This window comes from Hydrogenophaga sp. GW456-12-10-14-TSB4 (assembly GCF_059424305.1).
Window position 1 is genome coordinate 38953 of record NZ_JBWKZH010000013.1, and the last position, 13944, is coordinate 52896.

The 13944-nt window shown below is 65.5% G+C and carries 16 protein-coding genes; 8 read left to right on the top strand and 8 right to left on the bottom strand.

Going from position 1 to position 13944, the window contains the following annotated elements:
* Positions 1-44 precede the first annotated feature (44 nt).
* Entirely contained in the window at positions 45-785 is a 741-nt protein-coding gene (locus AC07ZS_RS09080; RefSeq protein ID WP_494798265.1) for a 2OG-Fe dioxygenase family protein, read from the top strand.
* 71 nt (positions 786-856) lie between these two features.
* A complete protein-coding gene (locus tag AC07ZS_RS09085) occupies positions 857-1381 on the top strand; it encodes a hypothetical protein (RefSeq protein WP_494798266.1) in 525 nt (174 codons plus the stop codon).
* A gap of 40 nt (positions 1382-1421) precedes the next feature.
* Here the strand turns inward: AC07ZS_RS09085 and AC07ZS_RS09090 are convergent, their stop codons facing one another.
* The 3 genes from AC07ZS_RS09090 to bktB form a co-directional block, all read right to left on the bottom strand.
* Positions 1422-1790 (bottom strand): hypothetical protein, encoded by a 369-nt coding sequence (locus tag AC07ZS_RS09090; protein ID WP_494798267.1) that lies wholly within the window; start codon positions 1788-1790, stop codon positions 1422-1424.
* A gap of 71 nt (positions 1791-1861) precedes the next feature.
* Entirely contained in the window at positions 1862-2407 is a 546-nt protein-coding gene (locus tag AC07ZS_RS09095) for a DUF4256 domain-containing protein (protein WP_494798268.1), read from the bottom strand.
* A gap of 17 nt (positions 2408-2424) precedes the next feature.
* The gene (gene bktB / locus AC07ZS_RS09100; RefSeq protein ID WP_494798269.1) at positions 2425-3615 is read right to left on the bottom strand and encodes a beta-ketothiolase BktB; all 1191 of its coding nucleotides are present in this window, start codon (positions 3613-3615) and stop codon (positions 2425-2427) included.
* Between the two features lie 223 nt (positions 3616-3838).
* Here bktB and AC07ZS_RS09105 point away from each other — a divergent pair, with 223 nt between their 5' ends.
* Both AC07ZS_RS09105 and AC07ZS_RS09110 read left to right on the top strand, forming a co-directional pair.
* Entirely contained in the window at positions 3839-4786 is a 948-nt protein-coding gene (locus tag AC07ZS_RS09105; protein WP_494798270.1) for a fatty acid desaturase, read from the top strand.
* On the top strand, positions 4783-6048 hold the full coding sequence (locus AC07ZS_RS09110; RefSeq protein WP_494798271.1) for an SLC5/6 family protein: 1266 nt from the start codon (positions 4783-4785) through the stop codon (positions 6046-6048). The genes AC07ZS_RS09105 and AC07ZS_RS09110 overlap by 4 nt, the downstream gene beginning before the upstream one ends.
* Here AC07ZS_RS09110 and argP read toward each other — a convergent pair.
* On the bottom strand, positions 6045-6947 hold the full coding sequence (gene argP, locus AC07ZS_RS09115; RefSeq protein WP_494798272.1) for an HTH-type transcriptional regulator ArgP: 903 nt from the start codon (positions 6945-6947) through the stop codon (positions 6045-6047). The two genes, AC07ZS_RS09110 and argP, sit on opposite strands and share 4 nt — an antisense overlap.
* A 71-nt stretch (positions 6948-7018) precedes the next feature.
* Between argP and AC07ZS_RS09120 the strand changes: the two genes are divergently transcribed.
* Positions 7019-7420, top strand: coding sequence for an ACT domain-containing protein (locus tag AC07ZS_RS09120; RefSeq protein WP_494798273.1), 402 nt, complete (start codon positions 7019-7021; stop codon positions 7418-7420).
* 27 nt (positions 7421-7447) lie between these two features.
* Here AC07ZS_RS09120 and AC07ZS_RS09125 read toward each other — a convergent pair whose 3' ends face one another.
* Genes AC07ZS_RS09125 through AC07ZS_RS09135 form a run of 3 tightly spaced genes read right to left on the bottom strand, consistent with a single transcriptional unit; the run spans position 7448 to position 9435 of the window.
* Positions 7448-8020 carry a histidine phosphatase family protein gene (locus AC07ZS_RS09125; protein ID WP_494798274.1) on the bottom strand — a complete coding sequence of 191 codons (573 nt, stop codon included), beginning with the start codon at positions 8018-8020 and terminating at the stop codon, positions 7448-7450.
* A 16-nt stretch (positions 8021-8036) separates the two neighbouring features.
* Positions 8037-8813, bottom strand: coding sequence for an SDR family NAD(P)-dependent oxidoreductase (locus tag AC07ZS_RS09130; RefSeq protein WP_494798275.1), 777 nt, complete (start codon positions 8811-8813; stop codon positions 8037-8039).
* A 10-nt stretch (positions 8814-8823) separates the two neighbouring features.
* On the bottom strand, positions 8824-9435 hold the full coding sequence (locus tag AC07ZS_RS09135; protein ID WP_494798326.1) for a pseudouridine synthase: 612 nt from the start codon (positions 9433-9435) through the stop codon (positions 8824-8826).
* 297 nt (positions 9436-9732) lie between these two features.
* Between AC07ZS_RS09135 and AC07ZS_RS09140 the strand changes: the two genes are divergently transcribed.
* The 3 genes from AC07ZS_RS09140 to AC07ZS_RS09150 all read left to right on the top strand — a co-directional run bounded on the left by AC07ZS_RS09140 (position 9733) and on the right by AC07ZS_RS09150 (position 13318).
* On the top strand, positions 9733-10734 hold the full coding sequence (locus tag AC07ZS_RS09140; protein ID WP_494798276.1) for a tRNA dihydrouridine synthase: 1002 nt from the start codon (positions 9733-9735) through the stop codon (positions 10732-10734).
* 33 nt (positions 10735-10767) lie between these two features.
* Positions 10768-12327, top strand: coding sequence for a glutamate--cysteine ligase (gshA, locus tag AC07ZS_RS09145; protein ID WP_494798277.1), 1560 nt, complete (start codon positions 10768-10770; stop codon positions 12325-12327).
* 94 nt (positions 12328-12421) lie between these two features.
* Entirely contained in the window at positions 12422-13318 is an 897-nt protein-coding gene (locus AC07ZS_RS09150) for a dienelactone hydrolase family protein (protein WP_494798278.1), read from the top strand.
* On the opposite strand, the gene AC07ZS_RS09155 is transcribed toward AC07ZS_RS09150, so the two are convergent.
* On the bottom strand, positions 13296-13931 hold the full coding sequence (locus AC07ZS_RS09155) for an NAD(P)H-dependent oxidoreductase (RefSeq protein WP_494798279.1): 636 nt from the start codon (positions 13929-13931) through the stop codon (positions 13296-13298). The two genes, AC07ZS_RS09150 and AC07ZS_RS09155, sit on opposite strands and share 23 nt — an antisense overlap.
* Positions 13932-13944 lie beyond the last annotated feature (13 nt).

Below are 13944 nucleotides of genomic sequence, written 5' to 3' on the forward strand. Positions count from 1 at the left end.
ACGGGCCGTGGGTTTGCCGGCACGCCGCTACACTGACCGGCCATATGACCAGCGAATTCCAGCCCCCTTACGTGCCGCTGTCCGATGTGCACAGCGCCTTGCAGACCACCGGCTTTGCCTTGCTGAGCGCCGAAGCCGTGGGCGAGTGGCTCGCCGCGCGCCCGGTGGATCTGGCCGAATTGCACACCGGCTGGAACCAGCTGCCGCCCGATGCGTACCTGAAGGACGGCGGGCGCTACCGCAGCCGCCGCCACAGCTGCTTCGTGGTGGACGAAGACCGCGTGCGGCAGGTGCCGCATCGCGCCCACTGGCAACCGCTGGAATACAACGCCCTGCACGGCGGCATGCAGCGCTGGTTCGAGCCCATGGAACCGGCCACCGTTGCTTTGCCCGTGTGGAGCCGCCTGCTGGCACGGCTGGGCGAGGCCGCCAGTGCGCTGCGCGGCGCACAGCCCTGGAGCGTGGAAGCCCACGTGTTCCGCATCGACACCACCGACGGCATCGGCCGGCCCACGCCCGAAGGTGCGCACCGCGACGGTGTGGACCTGGTGGCCGTGTTCATGGTGGACCGCCACGCCATCAAGGGCGGGGAGAGCCGCGTCTTCGAGGCCAACGGCCCGAGCGGCCAGCGCTTCACGCTGCGCGAGCCGTGGTCGCTGCTGCTGATCGACGACGCGCGCGTGATCCACGAAAGCACACCGATCCAGCCGCTGGAGGGTGATGCCCTGGGCTGGCGCGACACGCTGGTGGTGACGTACCGCAGTGGGGCGTTCCAAGGAGGCTGATACTTTCCGGGGTGATGGTTAACTTTTGACTTAATATTTGGTCTGGTTTGCCATCTGAGAAAGGAAATGTGATGCAGCGTCGTGGCGCTCTTCTTGGGCTTTGTGCGTGTTTGATGGCGTGTGCGGAGAACAAGCCGCCGAGCTACTACGCTCCGCCCCCGGTGCAGTCTTTGCAAGACCCTTTGCCAGGCCATGCTGTGTTGTACCTGTTTCGAGTGCCGCACGATCGTGCAAGTTTGTCGATCCGGATCGCGCCGAAACTTGCGTTCCTGATGGAACCCTCCACCTACACCGTGCTCTCGCTGTTGCCAGGGGACTACGCGCTCACGAGTGGAGATGCTTCAAACGCCTTTGCCCCGATGTCCCTTCGCCTTCAGGAGGGACAGCGGGTGTTCATGTACGTGTCCGGCGTGAATGACGCGTCCTTTTCGCTGGACAACCTTCTGGCATTGACGGTGGATCGGGACCGAAGCCGTGACCAGCCGTTTCCGAGCTTCGTGCCGTCCGTGGCAAGGGGCTCTCGCTCTTGGAAGCTATGCAATGAAATTGATGCCCAAGGTTTCATGTCCGTTTCCAAATTGAAGATGGTCGACTGACTTTCAGAACCCCTGGAACCTTGTCCTGGCACCACGCCGCTCAAGTTGCGGGAGCGATTGTCTCTGGCCGATAGAGCTGGTCATTCTGCCAACTGGTTGCAACGCCATTCATTGCGACCAGACCAAAAACCGTGAAGCTTTGATCCGAAATTCGGATGGTTCCTTGCCCCAGGTGATCAACCAAGTACTGTGCGAGTTCAGTTGTCGGGATGAGGCCTCCTTGCTTTCGATGGACCTCGACCATCACCTCTTCAATGTGTTGCTTTTCAAACGGGCGAATAACGGCTGCGTATACCTTCTCACGGGACAGGAGGCCATTCTCGTCAGCGATATTGACCCAATCCAGGCGGGCCAGATCCACGGCGGGAAATTGGTTTTTCATGAGGGCGTGCACGCGGCGCGGGTTCATTGGGAGGAACGGTCGCTTCTTTCAGAGTGGTCGTTCGTGCCCGCGCACTGACGAAATGCAATCGCTCAGATTCACAGGCTCACCCAGCCCCTGAACCCCCGCGCGGCGTAGTACGACTGCGCCCCGTTGTGGTATACGAAAACCTGGCCGTAGCGCCGGTCGCAGAAGAGGGCGCCACCGAGCTTGCGGATCTCGGGCGGCGTGGCCACCCAGCTGGACGTTTTCAGGTCGAACTCGCCGAAGGTCTGCAGGTGACGGTACTGCGCCTCCGTCAGCAGCGACACGCCCATGGCCTGGGCCATGTCGACGGCGCTGCCTGCCGGCTTGTTCTCCTTGCGGGCGGCCAGGGCTTCACCGTCGAAGCACAGGCTGCGGCGCCCCGCCGGGGTTTCGGCGGCGCAGTCGCAGAACAGGTAGGCACCGTGGTCGTCCGGGGGGCCGATGACGTCGGGCTCACCGCCCGTGCGCTCCATCTCGAAAAGCGTTTTCAGCTTGTCGGGGTGGCGCTGAAGGCGGCTCAACACGTCGGCCCAGTCGGCCTTGGCGTGCCGCTTCATGTGCTTGTCGAACCGCTGCTTCAGGGTGCGCAGGAGTTCGTCGTGTTGTTCTGCCTTCATGGGACGCCCTTTCGGATTCAGACCCGCTCGAAGATCGCGGCGATGCCCTGGCCGCCGCCGATGCACATCGTCACCAGCGCGTAGCGGCCCTGGATGCGCTGCAGTTCGTGGATCGCCTTCACGGTGATCAGGGCACCCGTGGCGCCGATCGGGTGGCCCAGCGAGATGCCCGAGCCGTTGGGGTTGACCTTGGCCGGGTCCAGGCCGAGGTCGCGCGTGACCGCGCAGGCCTGGGCGGCGAAGGCCTCGTTGGCCTCGATCACGTCCAGGTCCTTGACCGTGAGGCCGGCCTTCTTCAGCACGGCCTGCGTGGCCGGCACCGGGCCGATGCCCATGTACTTCGGGTCCACGCCTGCGTGCGCATAGGCCACCAGGCGGGCCAGCGGCTTCGCGCCGCGTGCCTTGACCGCATTGCCGTCCATCAGCACCACGGCGGCCGCCGCGTCGTTGATGCCCGAGGCGTTGCCGGCGGTCACGGTGCCGTTTTCCTTCAGGAACACGGGTTTGAGCTTGGCCATGTCGTCCAGCGTCGCGTTGGTGCGGAAGTGCTCGTCGGTGGCGTAGGCCACGTCGCCCTTCTTGCTCTTGAGCATCACCGGCACGATTTGGTCCTTGAAGAGGCCGGCCTCGGTGGCGCGCTGCGCGCGGTTGTGGCTTTCCACGGCGAGCTTGTCCTGGTCTTCGCGCGTGATGCCCCACTTGGCTGCGATGTTCTCGGCGGTCACGCCCATGTGGATGGTGTGGAAGGGGTCGTGCAGCGCGCCGATCATCATGTCCACCATCTTGGTGTCGCCCATGCGGGCGCCCCATCGCATGTTGAGGCTGGCGAAGGGCGCGCGGCTCATGCACTCCGCGCCGGCACCGATGGCCACATCGGTGTCGCCCAGCAGGATGCCCTGCGCGGCCGAGACGATGGCCTGCAGGCCCGAGCCGCAGAGGCGGTTGACGTTGAAAGCCGGCGTGCCTTCGGCGCAGCCCCCGTTGATGGCCGCGACGCGGGAGAGGTACATGTCCTTGGGCTCGGTGTTGACCACGTGGCCGAACACGACGTGGCCCACGTCCTTGCCATCGACACCGGCGCGCGCGAGCGACTCGCGCACGACGAGTGCGCCGAGTTCGGTGGGGGGCTGGTCCTTCAGGCTGCCGCCAAAGGTGCCGATGGCGGTGCGCACGGCGCTGACGACAAAAACTTCTCGCTGGTTGCTCATGGGGGTCTCCGGGGTGATGAGGGGATCACCCGCCATGGTAGCGGCCCGAATGGTCGGAGTGAGGCAGGCGAGAGGGAGCGCATTGCGGCGGACCTTGATGAGTTAAGGCGTTGTTCGTGCTGGGAACATTTTCTAAACGATTAAGAAAAAATAGCTACTTCAAAGAGAATGCGCGCACCCCAGCTGAGATCGCATCCGATTTCTGGGGGAACCGGAGATGACCATGGACCACAAGCACGCGATTCTTGATGAGCTGCACCTGTTCCGCGCGGACATGCTGCTCAATGAGGTGCCCTACCGGAACCACCTGCGATTGACTGTATGGCGACCCATCAGGGACATCGTGATGGATTGGAGCCTCATCCTGCTTGCCGTCGCCGCCGTTCATTGGGCCGGTTGGTGGTGGGCGCCAATGGCCATTGTCGTGATCGGCAATCGACAAGTGGCGCTGGGCAACATCCTGCACGACGCAGGCCACCGCAGCCTTCATCCTTCGGCGTCGGTCAACGACTTCCTGGCGGTCTTGCTGGTGGCGCCCTTGCTCTTCGTGTGCCTCAGAACATACCGCGTCACGCACCTGCGGCATCACATCCATCTCGGGGACCCGAAGCGAGACCCTGACTACCTGGCACCGCCCTCTTCGAGCGATCGGAAATGGACCACCAGCTTTGCGCGCAATCTGTTCTCCTTTCGCTCTTGGTGGGAGTCGCTGGCCGGGCATCTGGGCGCAAGGAGGGTACCCGTTGAGAGCCTGTGCACCATCGTTGGTTGGTGGGCCATTCTGAGCACCTCTGTGTGCATCTTCTTTGGTGCGAAGTTCGCGGCCTTGTTTGCGCTGCTCTGGCTCACGGCGAGAGCGACTGTGTTCCACGTCATCACGGTCTTTCGCGAGATGTGCGACCACTACGGTCTCGAACAAGGCGGTGTGATCTCCTTCACTCGCGACATCGTGCAGCACGGCCTATGGGGTCTCTTCTTCCATCCCAGAAACAATGGCTACCACCTGACGCATCACCTTCTGCCGACGATCCCGTACTACCGCTTGCCTGACGCCTGTCGGCTGGTTTCAACCATGCCAATGTACCGGCGCTTCAATCACGCCTACACCTCGTACTTCGATGGATCCAAACCGGTTGTTCAAGGTTGGATTGGCAAGAAGGGGGGCGCATGACGCGAACACTGGGTGCTTTGCAAGTGGCGGCGCTGTTGGTGTCCAGCAGTTACGGCATCGGATTTCTGCTGGGATCGGGCGAAATGGCTGTGAGCCATGGAATGGCGGGCAGCATCTACGGCTTGGCCACTGCTGCAGGCATGCTCATGCTCGGGCTCTTCGCCGCCCGGGTGTGGAAAGGCGGCGTGGCCATCTGGGACTTCTTCGGCGCTGCTTTTGAAGCGCGCACCAAAAGGGCGGTTGCCTTCCTGTCCGTGGTCTGGATGGCGGGTGTTCTGGCCGCACAGATCCATGGCGGCGTGGCCATTGTCAAGCTGCTCGGACTCCAGACGGTGCTTGCTCATCTGCTCGTCCTGAGCGGAATCTTCGTGGCTTCCAGGCTGGAGCTCAGAACCGCATCCACCGTGTTCTCCATCTTCCTGTTTGCCAGCGGTGCGGTTCTGGTGCTTGCGCTGATCCATGGACCTGGCGGAGCTATCTACATGGAGAGCCCGCGACGATTCATCGCTGACACGCCGCTGCTGGGTACCGGCGCTCTGATTTCCATCTCCATCGCTGTGGCCGCGTTGGTCTGTACGGGCGCTGACTACCACCAGTTTCTGCTCGCCGCACAACGGCCCTCTGCCGCTGTCTGGGGGTGTGTGCTGGCATGCGGGTGCTTGGTGGCCGTCAGCTTTCTGCCCGCATCGGTTGTGCTCGGATTCAAGGAGAGCGGGGGGCTAGCGAACCTTCGCGACACCAAGCAGATCATCCCGTTCATCCTGGCCCAGGAAGTCGGTCATCTTGGTGCGGCCGTCGGCCATCTGCTGCTGGTCGGATTGTCTGCCGCTGCATTGGGATCGGGCGCGGCGATCACACGGGCCATGGCTGACGCGCTGAGATCCGCAATGGATGGCATTCCCCATGTGGCCGGTGATACGGGTGGAATTCTTCTCGCCCTCGGCATCGCCGCCGCATTGGCCGCCCGCGGACAAGGCATCATCGCCACGATGGTGTCCGTGAACGTGATCTACATCGGCAGCATTTCAGTGGTCTTTGCCACACTGCTAGCCGGTTGGCGGCTGACCACATCGCATGCCTTGCTCGTGATCGGAGCCGGATTTTTGGCGTCATCGGGTGTCTATCTGGCCGCGTGGGCCGGTCGGCGATTTTCCGATGGGGACCTCTTCTCTCTGATAGCCGGGTTGGTCGCTTCGGGAGCGGTGTGGTGTGTGTTGGCCATTGCGGGGAGGAGCCGCAAGCTGCTGTCTGAAGGCCGCTAAGCAGGCACCGGCAACAGCGCCGAGCGCGCCGTGTTGACGACGAATCTCGTGACTTCCTGAAAAATCGGCAGCTCGACGCTCCACCGATGCCAGTAGAGAGCGACCCGCATCACCTGATCGGGTGCCAACTCAATCAGAGCGCGTTGCTCGACCTCCCGTGTGACATGTTGCGAGGGCAGTACACCATATCCCACACCCATGAGAATGGCGTCTCGCAACGTGTTGGGTGCAGGAAGGTAGTGCTTGAGGTAGCGTGCGACGGGGAAGCCGAATACCCGTTCCAGGAACTCGTCATGAAGCGAGTCCTTTCGATTGAAGACCACTGCAGGCGCGTCCAGTGCTGCCTGCAACGTGAATCCTTTTGAGAAGTGCCGGTCTGCGAAACCCGGGCTGGCATAGCATCGATACTCCATCTCACCCAACGGCTCGCCGACAAAGCCGGGCATGGGCTCCACCTGTGTGGAAATGCAGCCAATGACTTCGCCCTTGGCGAGTCGATTCAAGGTGTGATCCTGGTCATCCACCAACAATTCCAAGGCTATCCGCTGGGACAGAAGAAATGGCCACAGCGACGGAGCCAGCCAGGTCACCAAAGAGTCGGCATTGACTGCGATCGCGACAGGCATCAGTTTCTTTTCGTGGCCCTTGGGCGCAAGCTCGGCCAACACGGATCCTTCGGTCAGTCGAAGGATCTTGACATGGCGCATGAGCAGTTCGCCGGAAGCCGTGGGGACCACGGGCTTTGCTCGGACCAGGAGAACGGTTGAAAGTGATTCTTCCAATGCCTTGATCCGCTGCGAGATGGCTGCGCGGGTCACATTCAGCGCCACGGCGGCGCTATCGAAACTTCCTCCTTCCACCACAGACGCAAAGGTTTCCAGTTGCTCTCTGTTCAGCATGCCATATTCCTTCTTCTCGTTGTTGTCGCAGGTAAAGTCGCTTGCCTTTAACTCGATGTATGGAGCTCTTCATGTCAGGCGAAAGCAATCTCGAGCAGTTGCTGCAAACGATGGCTCCCGTGGTTCACGCCGAGACCTTCGTCTATTGCACCTTTTCGTCTTTTTCTCTCCCCAGCGGACTTGAACCGCTATCAACGGTTCGGGAATCGGAAGGTTTGACCGCTATCGTGCCCCTGTCCCAGGCGCAAGCGCTCGGCCTCGACTTTCAGTTCGAGTCGGCCATGATCACCTTGTCTGTGCACTCTTCGCTGACGGCCGTGGGCCTGCTGGCTCGTGTGTGTGGGGCGCTGGCCGCGTCAGGGATTCCCTGCAATGTCGTCTCGGGTTTCTATCACGACCACCTTTTTGTGCCGCCAGACGAGTTGCCGGCGGCGCTTCTGGCCTTGGAGCGGTTGGCCGTGAAAACACCATAAGGGTGTCCCGCCGAATCGAACGGGCGCCTAAAACATCTGCCGCGCCACCACCCGCAGTTGCGTGCCGCTGCCGTCCTTGCCCGGTCGGGTGAGCAGGATCTCGCCCATGGCCGGCGTCTGGCCGGTGAGGGCGGCGATGTTGATGTGGTGCGTCACCAGCACCAGGTTGCGAGGAGCCGACCAGCCTTGCACGGCATCGAGCACGTCGCGCGTCTGTTCGTCGCGATCGTCAGGGCTGAAGAAGGCATTGAGCGGTGGCCACACGGTGTTCTTCTTGAAGGCGAGCATGGCGGTGTCCACGCAGCGGCACCACGCGCTGGATCGCACCTCGTTGATCTTCACGCGTTCGCGCAGGAAGGCCGCGTCCATCTTGCGTGCCTGTTCGCGCCCGGCTTCGCTGAGCAGGCGTTGCGTGCTGCAGTCACCGAGCGTGAAGTTCGGCGGGTCACCCGCGCCGGGCTGGGTCTGCGCGTGGCGCATCAGCAGCACGCAGCCGCCTTCGCGCAGCAAGGTCCAGAAGCCTTTGTCCTGCGACAAAGCAAGGGCCGGCAAAGTGGTCAGCGCGAAAGCGGCGGCTTTGTTGAACTGGCGTCGTTGCATGAGGTTCCTTGGCGCTTCAGTCGCGCACGTCGGCAACAGGGTTGTTGCCGAAGTCGGGCCGATCCAGCCAGGCCAGCACGCGCCTGGCGGCTTCGTCGGGGGCGCTGAGCTGGCCTTGTTGTTTGAGGTCCTGGAAGCGCCCGACGTCGGGGAAGGCCGCCGGGTCGCCCGCGCGCAGTTGCTGTTGCATGTCGGTGTCGATCACGCCCGGGGCCAGGGAGACCAGGCGCGCGCCGTGCGGGCGTTGGGCTTCGTCGAGTGCGCTGCAGCGGGTGAAGTGGTCCATGCCGGCCTTGGCGGCGCAGTAGGGCGCCTGGGCGGCCATGGCGCGCCGGCCCAGGCCGGACGAGATGTTGAGCACCTTGCGCGGCCCGCGCCAGCCGGCGTCCACCCAGGCGCCCGTGGCGCGCAGGAAGGCGGCGGTGAGTTGCATCGGCGCCTCCAGGCCCACGCGCAGGGCGTTGGCGAGTTCGTCGGGTGGGCACGCATCGAGCGGGCCGATGCGCGGGATCACGCCGGCGTTGTTGATCAGGGTGGCGCTGGCGAAGCCGGCGGCGCCTTGTTCCTGCAGCCAGTCTTCCAGGCGCTGGGCGGCGCCGGTGGTGTCGGCGAGGTCCTGCGTCCATTGGGTCAGGGTGGCGTCGAGCCGGTGGGCTTCGTCGGCCAGTCGGGTGTTGACGTGGCGCGAGAGGCAGAGCAGGTGACCGTCGGGGCGCAGCGATTGCAGGGCCATGGCGAGGCCCATGCCGCGTGAGCCGCCGGTGAGGATGGTGAGGTGGAGGAGGGTGGTCATGGTGAGGGCGTCAGAAAGGGCTGGTGCTGTGGAAGTCCATGGTCGCCCCGTGTTGCGGGTGCGGCAGCGAAAGCTGGTGGGCGTGCAGCAGCAAGCGGGGCGCGCGGGCCTGTTGTTCGGGGGTGGCGTACAGCATGTCGCCGAGTATGGGGTGGCCGATGGCCTGGAGGTGCACGCGCAGCTGGTGGGTGCGCCCGGTGACGGGTTCGAGTTCGAGCCGGGTGGTGTGGTCGTCGGTGGCGGGGCCGGCGAGGCGCCAGCGGGTGACGCTGGGTTTGCCGAGTTCGGCGCTCACGATGCTGCGGGGTCGGTTGGGCCAGTCGATGGTGAGGGGCAGGTCGATGGTGTTCCAGCCGTTGTCGTGCACGGGGTTGTGCAGGGTGCCGGCGACGACGGCGGTGTAGCGTTTGTGGACTTGCCGTTGTTCAAAGGCGCGGCTGAGCTGGCGTTGGGCTTCGATGCCTCGGGCCATGACGACGAGGCCAGAGGTGGCCATGTCGAGCCGGTGGACCACCAGGGCGTCGGGCCATCTTGCCTGAGCCCTGGCGCTGAGGCAGTCCTGCTTGTCGGGGCCCCTTCCGGGGACTGCCAGCAGGCCTGCGGGTTTGTCTAGGACGATCATCTGGTCGTCTTCGTGGATGGTGTTTAGGGTGCTCACTTGTGGCACCTCGCGGGCGCGTGGGCGCACGGCACTCTGCTCCGCGGGTGTCCCCCGGCGGCTGGTGCCGCCTCCTCCTTTACCCCGCTGCGCAGAGCGCCATGCACCCACGCGCCAGAAGGAATCTGGGCGCGCAGCGTTTCGTTCACCTTTGAGACCCTTGGTGAGCGGAGCCGGCCCCCTCGGTCGCCAAGGGCCGGGCCAGCCGGAGAAAAAGCGCAAGACATCCAGACATTCTCCAGGCAAAGGACAATACGCAGCATGCTGCTGCTGGCCCCCATGGAAGGATTGCTCGACGCCACCCTGCGCGATGTGCTCACGCGCACGGGCGGGATCGACCGTTGCGTGAGTGAATTCATCCGCGTGACCAACACCGTGCTGCCCGAGCGTGCCTTCATCCGCGTGGTGCCCGAGCTGCTCAACGGCGGTTACACCCGCGCCGGCGTGCCCGTGCGCGCCCAGCTGCTGGGCTCGAACCCGACCCTGCTGGCGGAAAACGCCGAACGCCTGGCCGGTCTGGGGCCGCAAGGCATCGACCTGAACTTCGGCTGCCCGGCCAAGACCGTCAACCAGAGTCGGGGTGGCGCCGTGCTGCTGGACGAGCCCGAGCTGGTCGGTCGCATCGTGGCGGCCGTGCGCCGCGCCGTGCCGGCCCACATGCCCGTGTCGGCCAAGATGCGGCTGGGCTACAACGACGACGAACGGGCCGAAGAATGCGCCCACGCCATCGCCGAGGCCGGCGCGGACGAGCTCGTCATCCATGCCCGCACCAAGGCCCACGGCTACCGGCCCCCCGCCTACTGGGACCGCCTGGCCGAGGTGCGCGCCTCGCTGCCCGCCCACCTCCGTCTGCCGGTGATCGCCAACGGCGAAATCTGGACCGTGGCCGACGCCGCCCGCTGCCGCGAGGTCACCGGCTGCGAGCACCTCATGATCGGCCGTGGCATGGTGACCGACCCGGGCCTGGCCCTGGCCATCAAGGGCCTGGGCGGGGTGCCCTGGTCGGTGCTGCCCCCGCTGTTCGAGATCTTCTGGCGGCAGGTGAGCGCCCGCGTGGAGCGCCGCCACCGCTCTGGCCGGCTCAAGCAATGGCTCAATTACCTGCGCAAACGCTACCCCGAGGCCCAGGTGGCGTTCGACGAACTGCGCCTGATCAACGAACCCGAGGCCATCGAGGCCTGGCTGCGGCGGGCTCAGGGCCCGGAAATGCTTACCACAGAGTCGATCCGGGCGCTGCCAGCAGAATTGGCGCAGGCGTGTTAACTTCCGGCCCCGGACCCGAACCACGACGCCTGTATGACCTCTCTCGAACAACGCCTGGACGCCCTCAGCGGAGACCGTCTGCGAGGCATGCGTCGCGGCATTGAAAAGGAAAGCCTGCGCGCCCAGCCCGACGGCAGGCTGGCGCCCACGCCGCACCCGGCCGCCCTGGGCAGTGCGCTCACGCACCCCCACATCACCACCGACTACAGCGAGTCCCAGCTCGAACTCATCACCGGCGTGCATGGCAGCATCGAGGCCTGTCTGGCCGAGCTGACCGAGGTCCACCAGTTCACCGTGCGCAGCCTGCGCGCGCTGGGCGACGAGATGATGTGGGCGTCCAGCATGCCCTGCGGCCTGCCCCCCGACGAGACCATTCCCATCGGCCGCTACGGCTCGTCCAACGTGGGCCGGGCCAAGAGCGTCTACCGCATGGGTCTGGCGCACCGCTATGGCCGGCGCATGCAGACCATCTCGGGCATCCACTACAACTGGTCGCTGCCGGGCGTGGACAACGACGGCTATTTCGCGCTGATCCGCAATTTCCGCCGCCACGCCTTCCTGCTGCTCACCCTGTTCGGCGCTTCGCCCGCGCTGTGTTCCACCTTCGTCGAAGGCCGGGAACACGAACTGCAGAAGCTGGGCGACACCGGCACGCTGTACATGCCCCATGGCACCTCGCTGCGCATGGGCCGCCTGGGCTACCAGAGCGAGGCGCAGGCCACGCTGGCGGTGAGCTACAACGGCCTGGAAGGCTATGCCGCCTCGCTGCACGACGCGCTCACGCGGCCCTGGCCCGCCTATGAGGCTGTCGGCATCCGCAACCCGGGGGGCGACTACAACCAGCTCGCCACCACGCTGCTGCAGATCGAGAACGAGTTCTACGGCACCATCCGCCCCAAGCGCGTGATCTACCCCGGCGAGCGCCCGCTGCATGCATTGCGCGAGCGCGGGGTCGAGTACATCGAGGTCCGCTTGATGGACCTCAACCCCTTCGAGCCCATCGGGATTGGCGCGCCCACGCTGCGTTTTCTCGACGTGTTTTTGCTGCACTGCCTGTTGTCGGACAGCCCGCCCGACACGCCGGCCGAGATCCGCGAGCTCGCGCACAACCAGCACCTGACCGCCGCGCGCGGCCGCGAACCCGGCCTGAACCTGATGCGCAATGGCCAGAGCGTGCCGCTGATGCAGTGGGGCGCGGAGATCCTGGCGCAGCTCGTGCCGATCGCCGCGATGCTGGACGAGGCCCAGGGCGGCAACGAGCACGCCCTGGCCGTGGCCCTGGCGCAAGGCCACCTGCAGGACCCCGACAAGCTGCCTTCGGCCCGCGTGCTGCAGGCCATGCACAAGCACCATGGCGATTCCTTCGTCGCGTTTGCACGCGCACAGTCGCGCGTGACGCACCAGCACCTGGCGGGCCTGCCCTGGGCCAGCGAGCAGCAGGCGAAGTACGAGGCGATGGCCACCAAGTCGGTGGAGGACCAGCGCGCCATCGAGGCAGCCGACTCCATGCCGTTCGAGGTCTACCGGCAGGAATACGTCTCGCCCGCCCGGCTGGGCCGTCCGCAGGCGCAGGCCACTTCCCTCGCGGCCTGACGCCGGGTCTGTAAATCCCGCCTGGCGGGATGGGCAATCGGCTGCCCTGTGCCGATAGGGACCTATGCTGGCCGTTTTTTTGCCGGAGATGTCCATGCCCCGTCTGACCGCCGCCGATTTTGATCAGGAACTGCTGATCCTGTTTGACGCCTATGTGCATGGCGACATCGACCGCCGCGCCTTCCTGGACCGCGCGTCGAAGTTCGCGGTGGGCGGCATGACGGCGGCGGGCCTGCTGGCCGCCCTCAGCCCGAACTTCGCGGCCGCCCAGGTGGTGCCGGTGAACGACCCGCGCGTCAAGACCGAGACGGTGAGCGTGCCCTCACCGATGGGCCACGGCACCATCAAGGCCTATGTGGCCAAGCCGGTGGCGCCGCCGGCTGGTGGTCGCCTGCCGGCCGTGCTGGTGGTGCATGAGAACCGGGGCCTGAACCCGCACATCGAGGACATCGCGCGCCGCCTGGCGCTCGACGGCTACCTGGCCTTCGCGCCCGATGCGCTCACGCCGTTGGGGGGATACCCGGGCGACGAGGACAAGGCGCGAGCCCTGTTCGCCCAGCTCGACCAGGCCAAGACGAAACAGGATTTCCTGGCCTCGGCCGCCACGCTCAAGGCGCGGCCGGACGGCAACGGGCGCATCGGCGTGGTGGGGTTCTGCTACGGCGGCGGCGTGGCCCACACGCTGGCCACCGAGCTGCCAGACCTCGCCGCGGCCGTGCCGTACTACGGCAACCACCCGCCGGCGGAGGCAGCGGGCAGGGTGAAGGCGCCGCTGCTGATCCATTTCGCGGGGGTGGACGAGCGCATCAACGCGGCCTGGCCGGCCTACGAGGCGGCGCTCAAGGGGGCGGGTGTGCGCTATGCCGCGCACCAGTACCCGGGCACCCAGCACGGCTTCAACAACGACACCACGCCGCGCTTCGACGCCGCCGCGGCCAAGCTTTCCTGGGACCGCACGCTGGCGTTCTTCAGGCAGCACTTGGTGTCGTGAGCCGTTCGCCGCCGGCTGACGGAGCGCTTTCCGCGAACGCATGGCCGCCAAGGGCCCGTGCCGTGATCACATGGGACGCCGCAGCCTGCCCATTCACATCGAGCAGGAACTCCGAGGTGACGACCCGCGCGCCGCAGAAATCGAAGATGCCGTGGTCGATCTGGGTGCGCATCGCCTTGTCGTAGCCGTGCCGCGCATAGGTGCCGCCGTCCGCGCCGCCGATGCCGATGAGGTGGACCGCGAGGCGGCCCAGCCGCTTGCCCAGCGTGCCGTCGGGCGCTTCGTCGTAGGCCCATCCATTGGCGAACACGCGATCGATCCAGCCTTTGAGCTGGCCCGGGAACGACCACCAGTAGACGGGATAGACGAGCACGAGCGCGTCGGCCCGGTCGATGCGCGCCTGCTCGCGCACGATGTCCGATGGCAAGGGCTGCTGGAGAAAGTAGGCGCTTCGGTCGGCCTGATTGAAGGCCGGGTCGAAGCCTTCCGCGGCGATGTCGGCGATCTCGGTGGTGTGGTCGCCGGCGGCCGAAACGCCCTCGGCAAACGAGCGCGCGACGGCGTGCGTGAGGGACTGGGCATCGGGATGGCTGACGACGATAAGGGCGTGCATGGTGGTTCCTTGG

Bases quoted from the DNA above. Each gene is read 5' to 3' on its own strand.
- AC07ZS_RS09125 (WP_494798274.1), bottom strand. From the start codon at position 8,020: ATGCAACGACGCCAGTTCAACAAAGCCGCCGCTTTCGCGCTGACCACT.
- AC07ZS_RS09105 (WP_494798270.1), top strand. From the start codon at position 3,839: ATGGACCACAAGCACGCGATTCTTGATGAGCTGCACCTGTTCCGCGCG.
- AC07ZS_RS09155 (WP_494798279.1), bottom strand. From the start codon at position 13,931: ATGCACGCCCTTATCGTCGTCAGCCATCCCGATGCCCAGTCCCTCACG.
- argP (WP_494798272.1), bottom strand. From the start codon at position 6,947: ATGCTGAACAGAGAGCAACTGGAAACCTTTGCGTCTGTGGTGGAAGGA.
- AC07ZS_RS09090 (WP_494798267.1), bottom strand. From the start codon at position 1,790: ATGAACCCGCGCCGCGTGCACGCCCTCATGAAAAACCAATTTCCCGCC.
- AC07ZS_RS09120 (WP_494798273.1), top strand. From the start codon at position 7,019: ATGTCAGGCGAAAGCAATCTCGAGCAGTTGCTGCAAACGATGGCTCCC.
- AC07ZS_RS09150 (WP_494798278.1), top strand. From the start codon at position 12,422: ATGCCCCGTCTGACCGCCGCCGATTTTGATCAGGAACTGCTGATCCTG.
- AC07ZS_RS09135 (WP_494798326.1), bottom strand. From the start codon at position 9,435: ATGATCGTCCTAGACAAACCCGCAGGCCTGCTGGCAGTCCCCGGAAGG.
- bktB (WP_494798269.1), bottom strand. From the start codon at position 3,615: ATGAGCAACCAGCGAGAAGTTTTTGTCGTCAGCGCCGTGCGCACCGCC.
- AC07ZS_RS09140 (WP_494798276.1), top strand. From the start codon at position 9,733: ATGCTGCTGCTGGCCCCCATGGAAGGATTGCTCGACGCCACCCTGCGC.
- AC07ZS_RS09130 (WP_494798275.1), bottom strand. From the start codon at position 8,813: ATGACCACCCTCCTCCACCTCACCATCCTCACCGGCGGCTCACGCGGC.
- AC07ZS_RS09095 (WP_494798268.1), bottom strand. From the start codon at position 2,407: ATGAAGGCAGAACAACACGACGAACTCCTGCGCACCCTGAAGCAGCGG.
- AC07ZS_RS09080 (WP_494798265.1), top strand. From the start codon at position 45: ATGACCAGCGAATTCCAGCCCCCTTACGTGCCGCTGTCCGATGTGCAC.
- AC07ZS_RS09085 (WP_494798266.1), top strand. From the start codon at position 857: ATGCAGCGTCGTGGCGCTCTTCTTGGGCTTTGTGCGTGTTTGATGGCG.
- AC07ZS_RS09110 (WP_494798271.1), top strand. From the start codon at position 4,783: ATGACGCGAACACTGGGTGCTTTGCAAGTGGCGGCGCTGTTGGTGTCC.
- gshA (WP_494798277.1), top strand. From the start codon at position 10,768: ATGACCTCTCTCGAACAACGCCTGGACGCCCTCAGCGGAGACCGTCTG.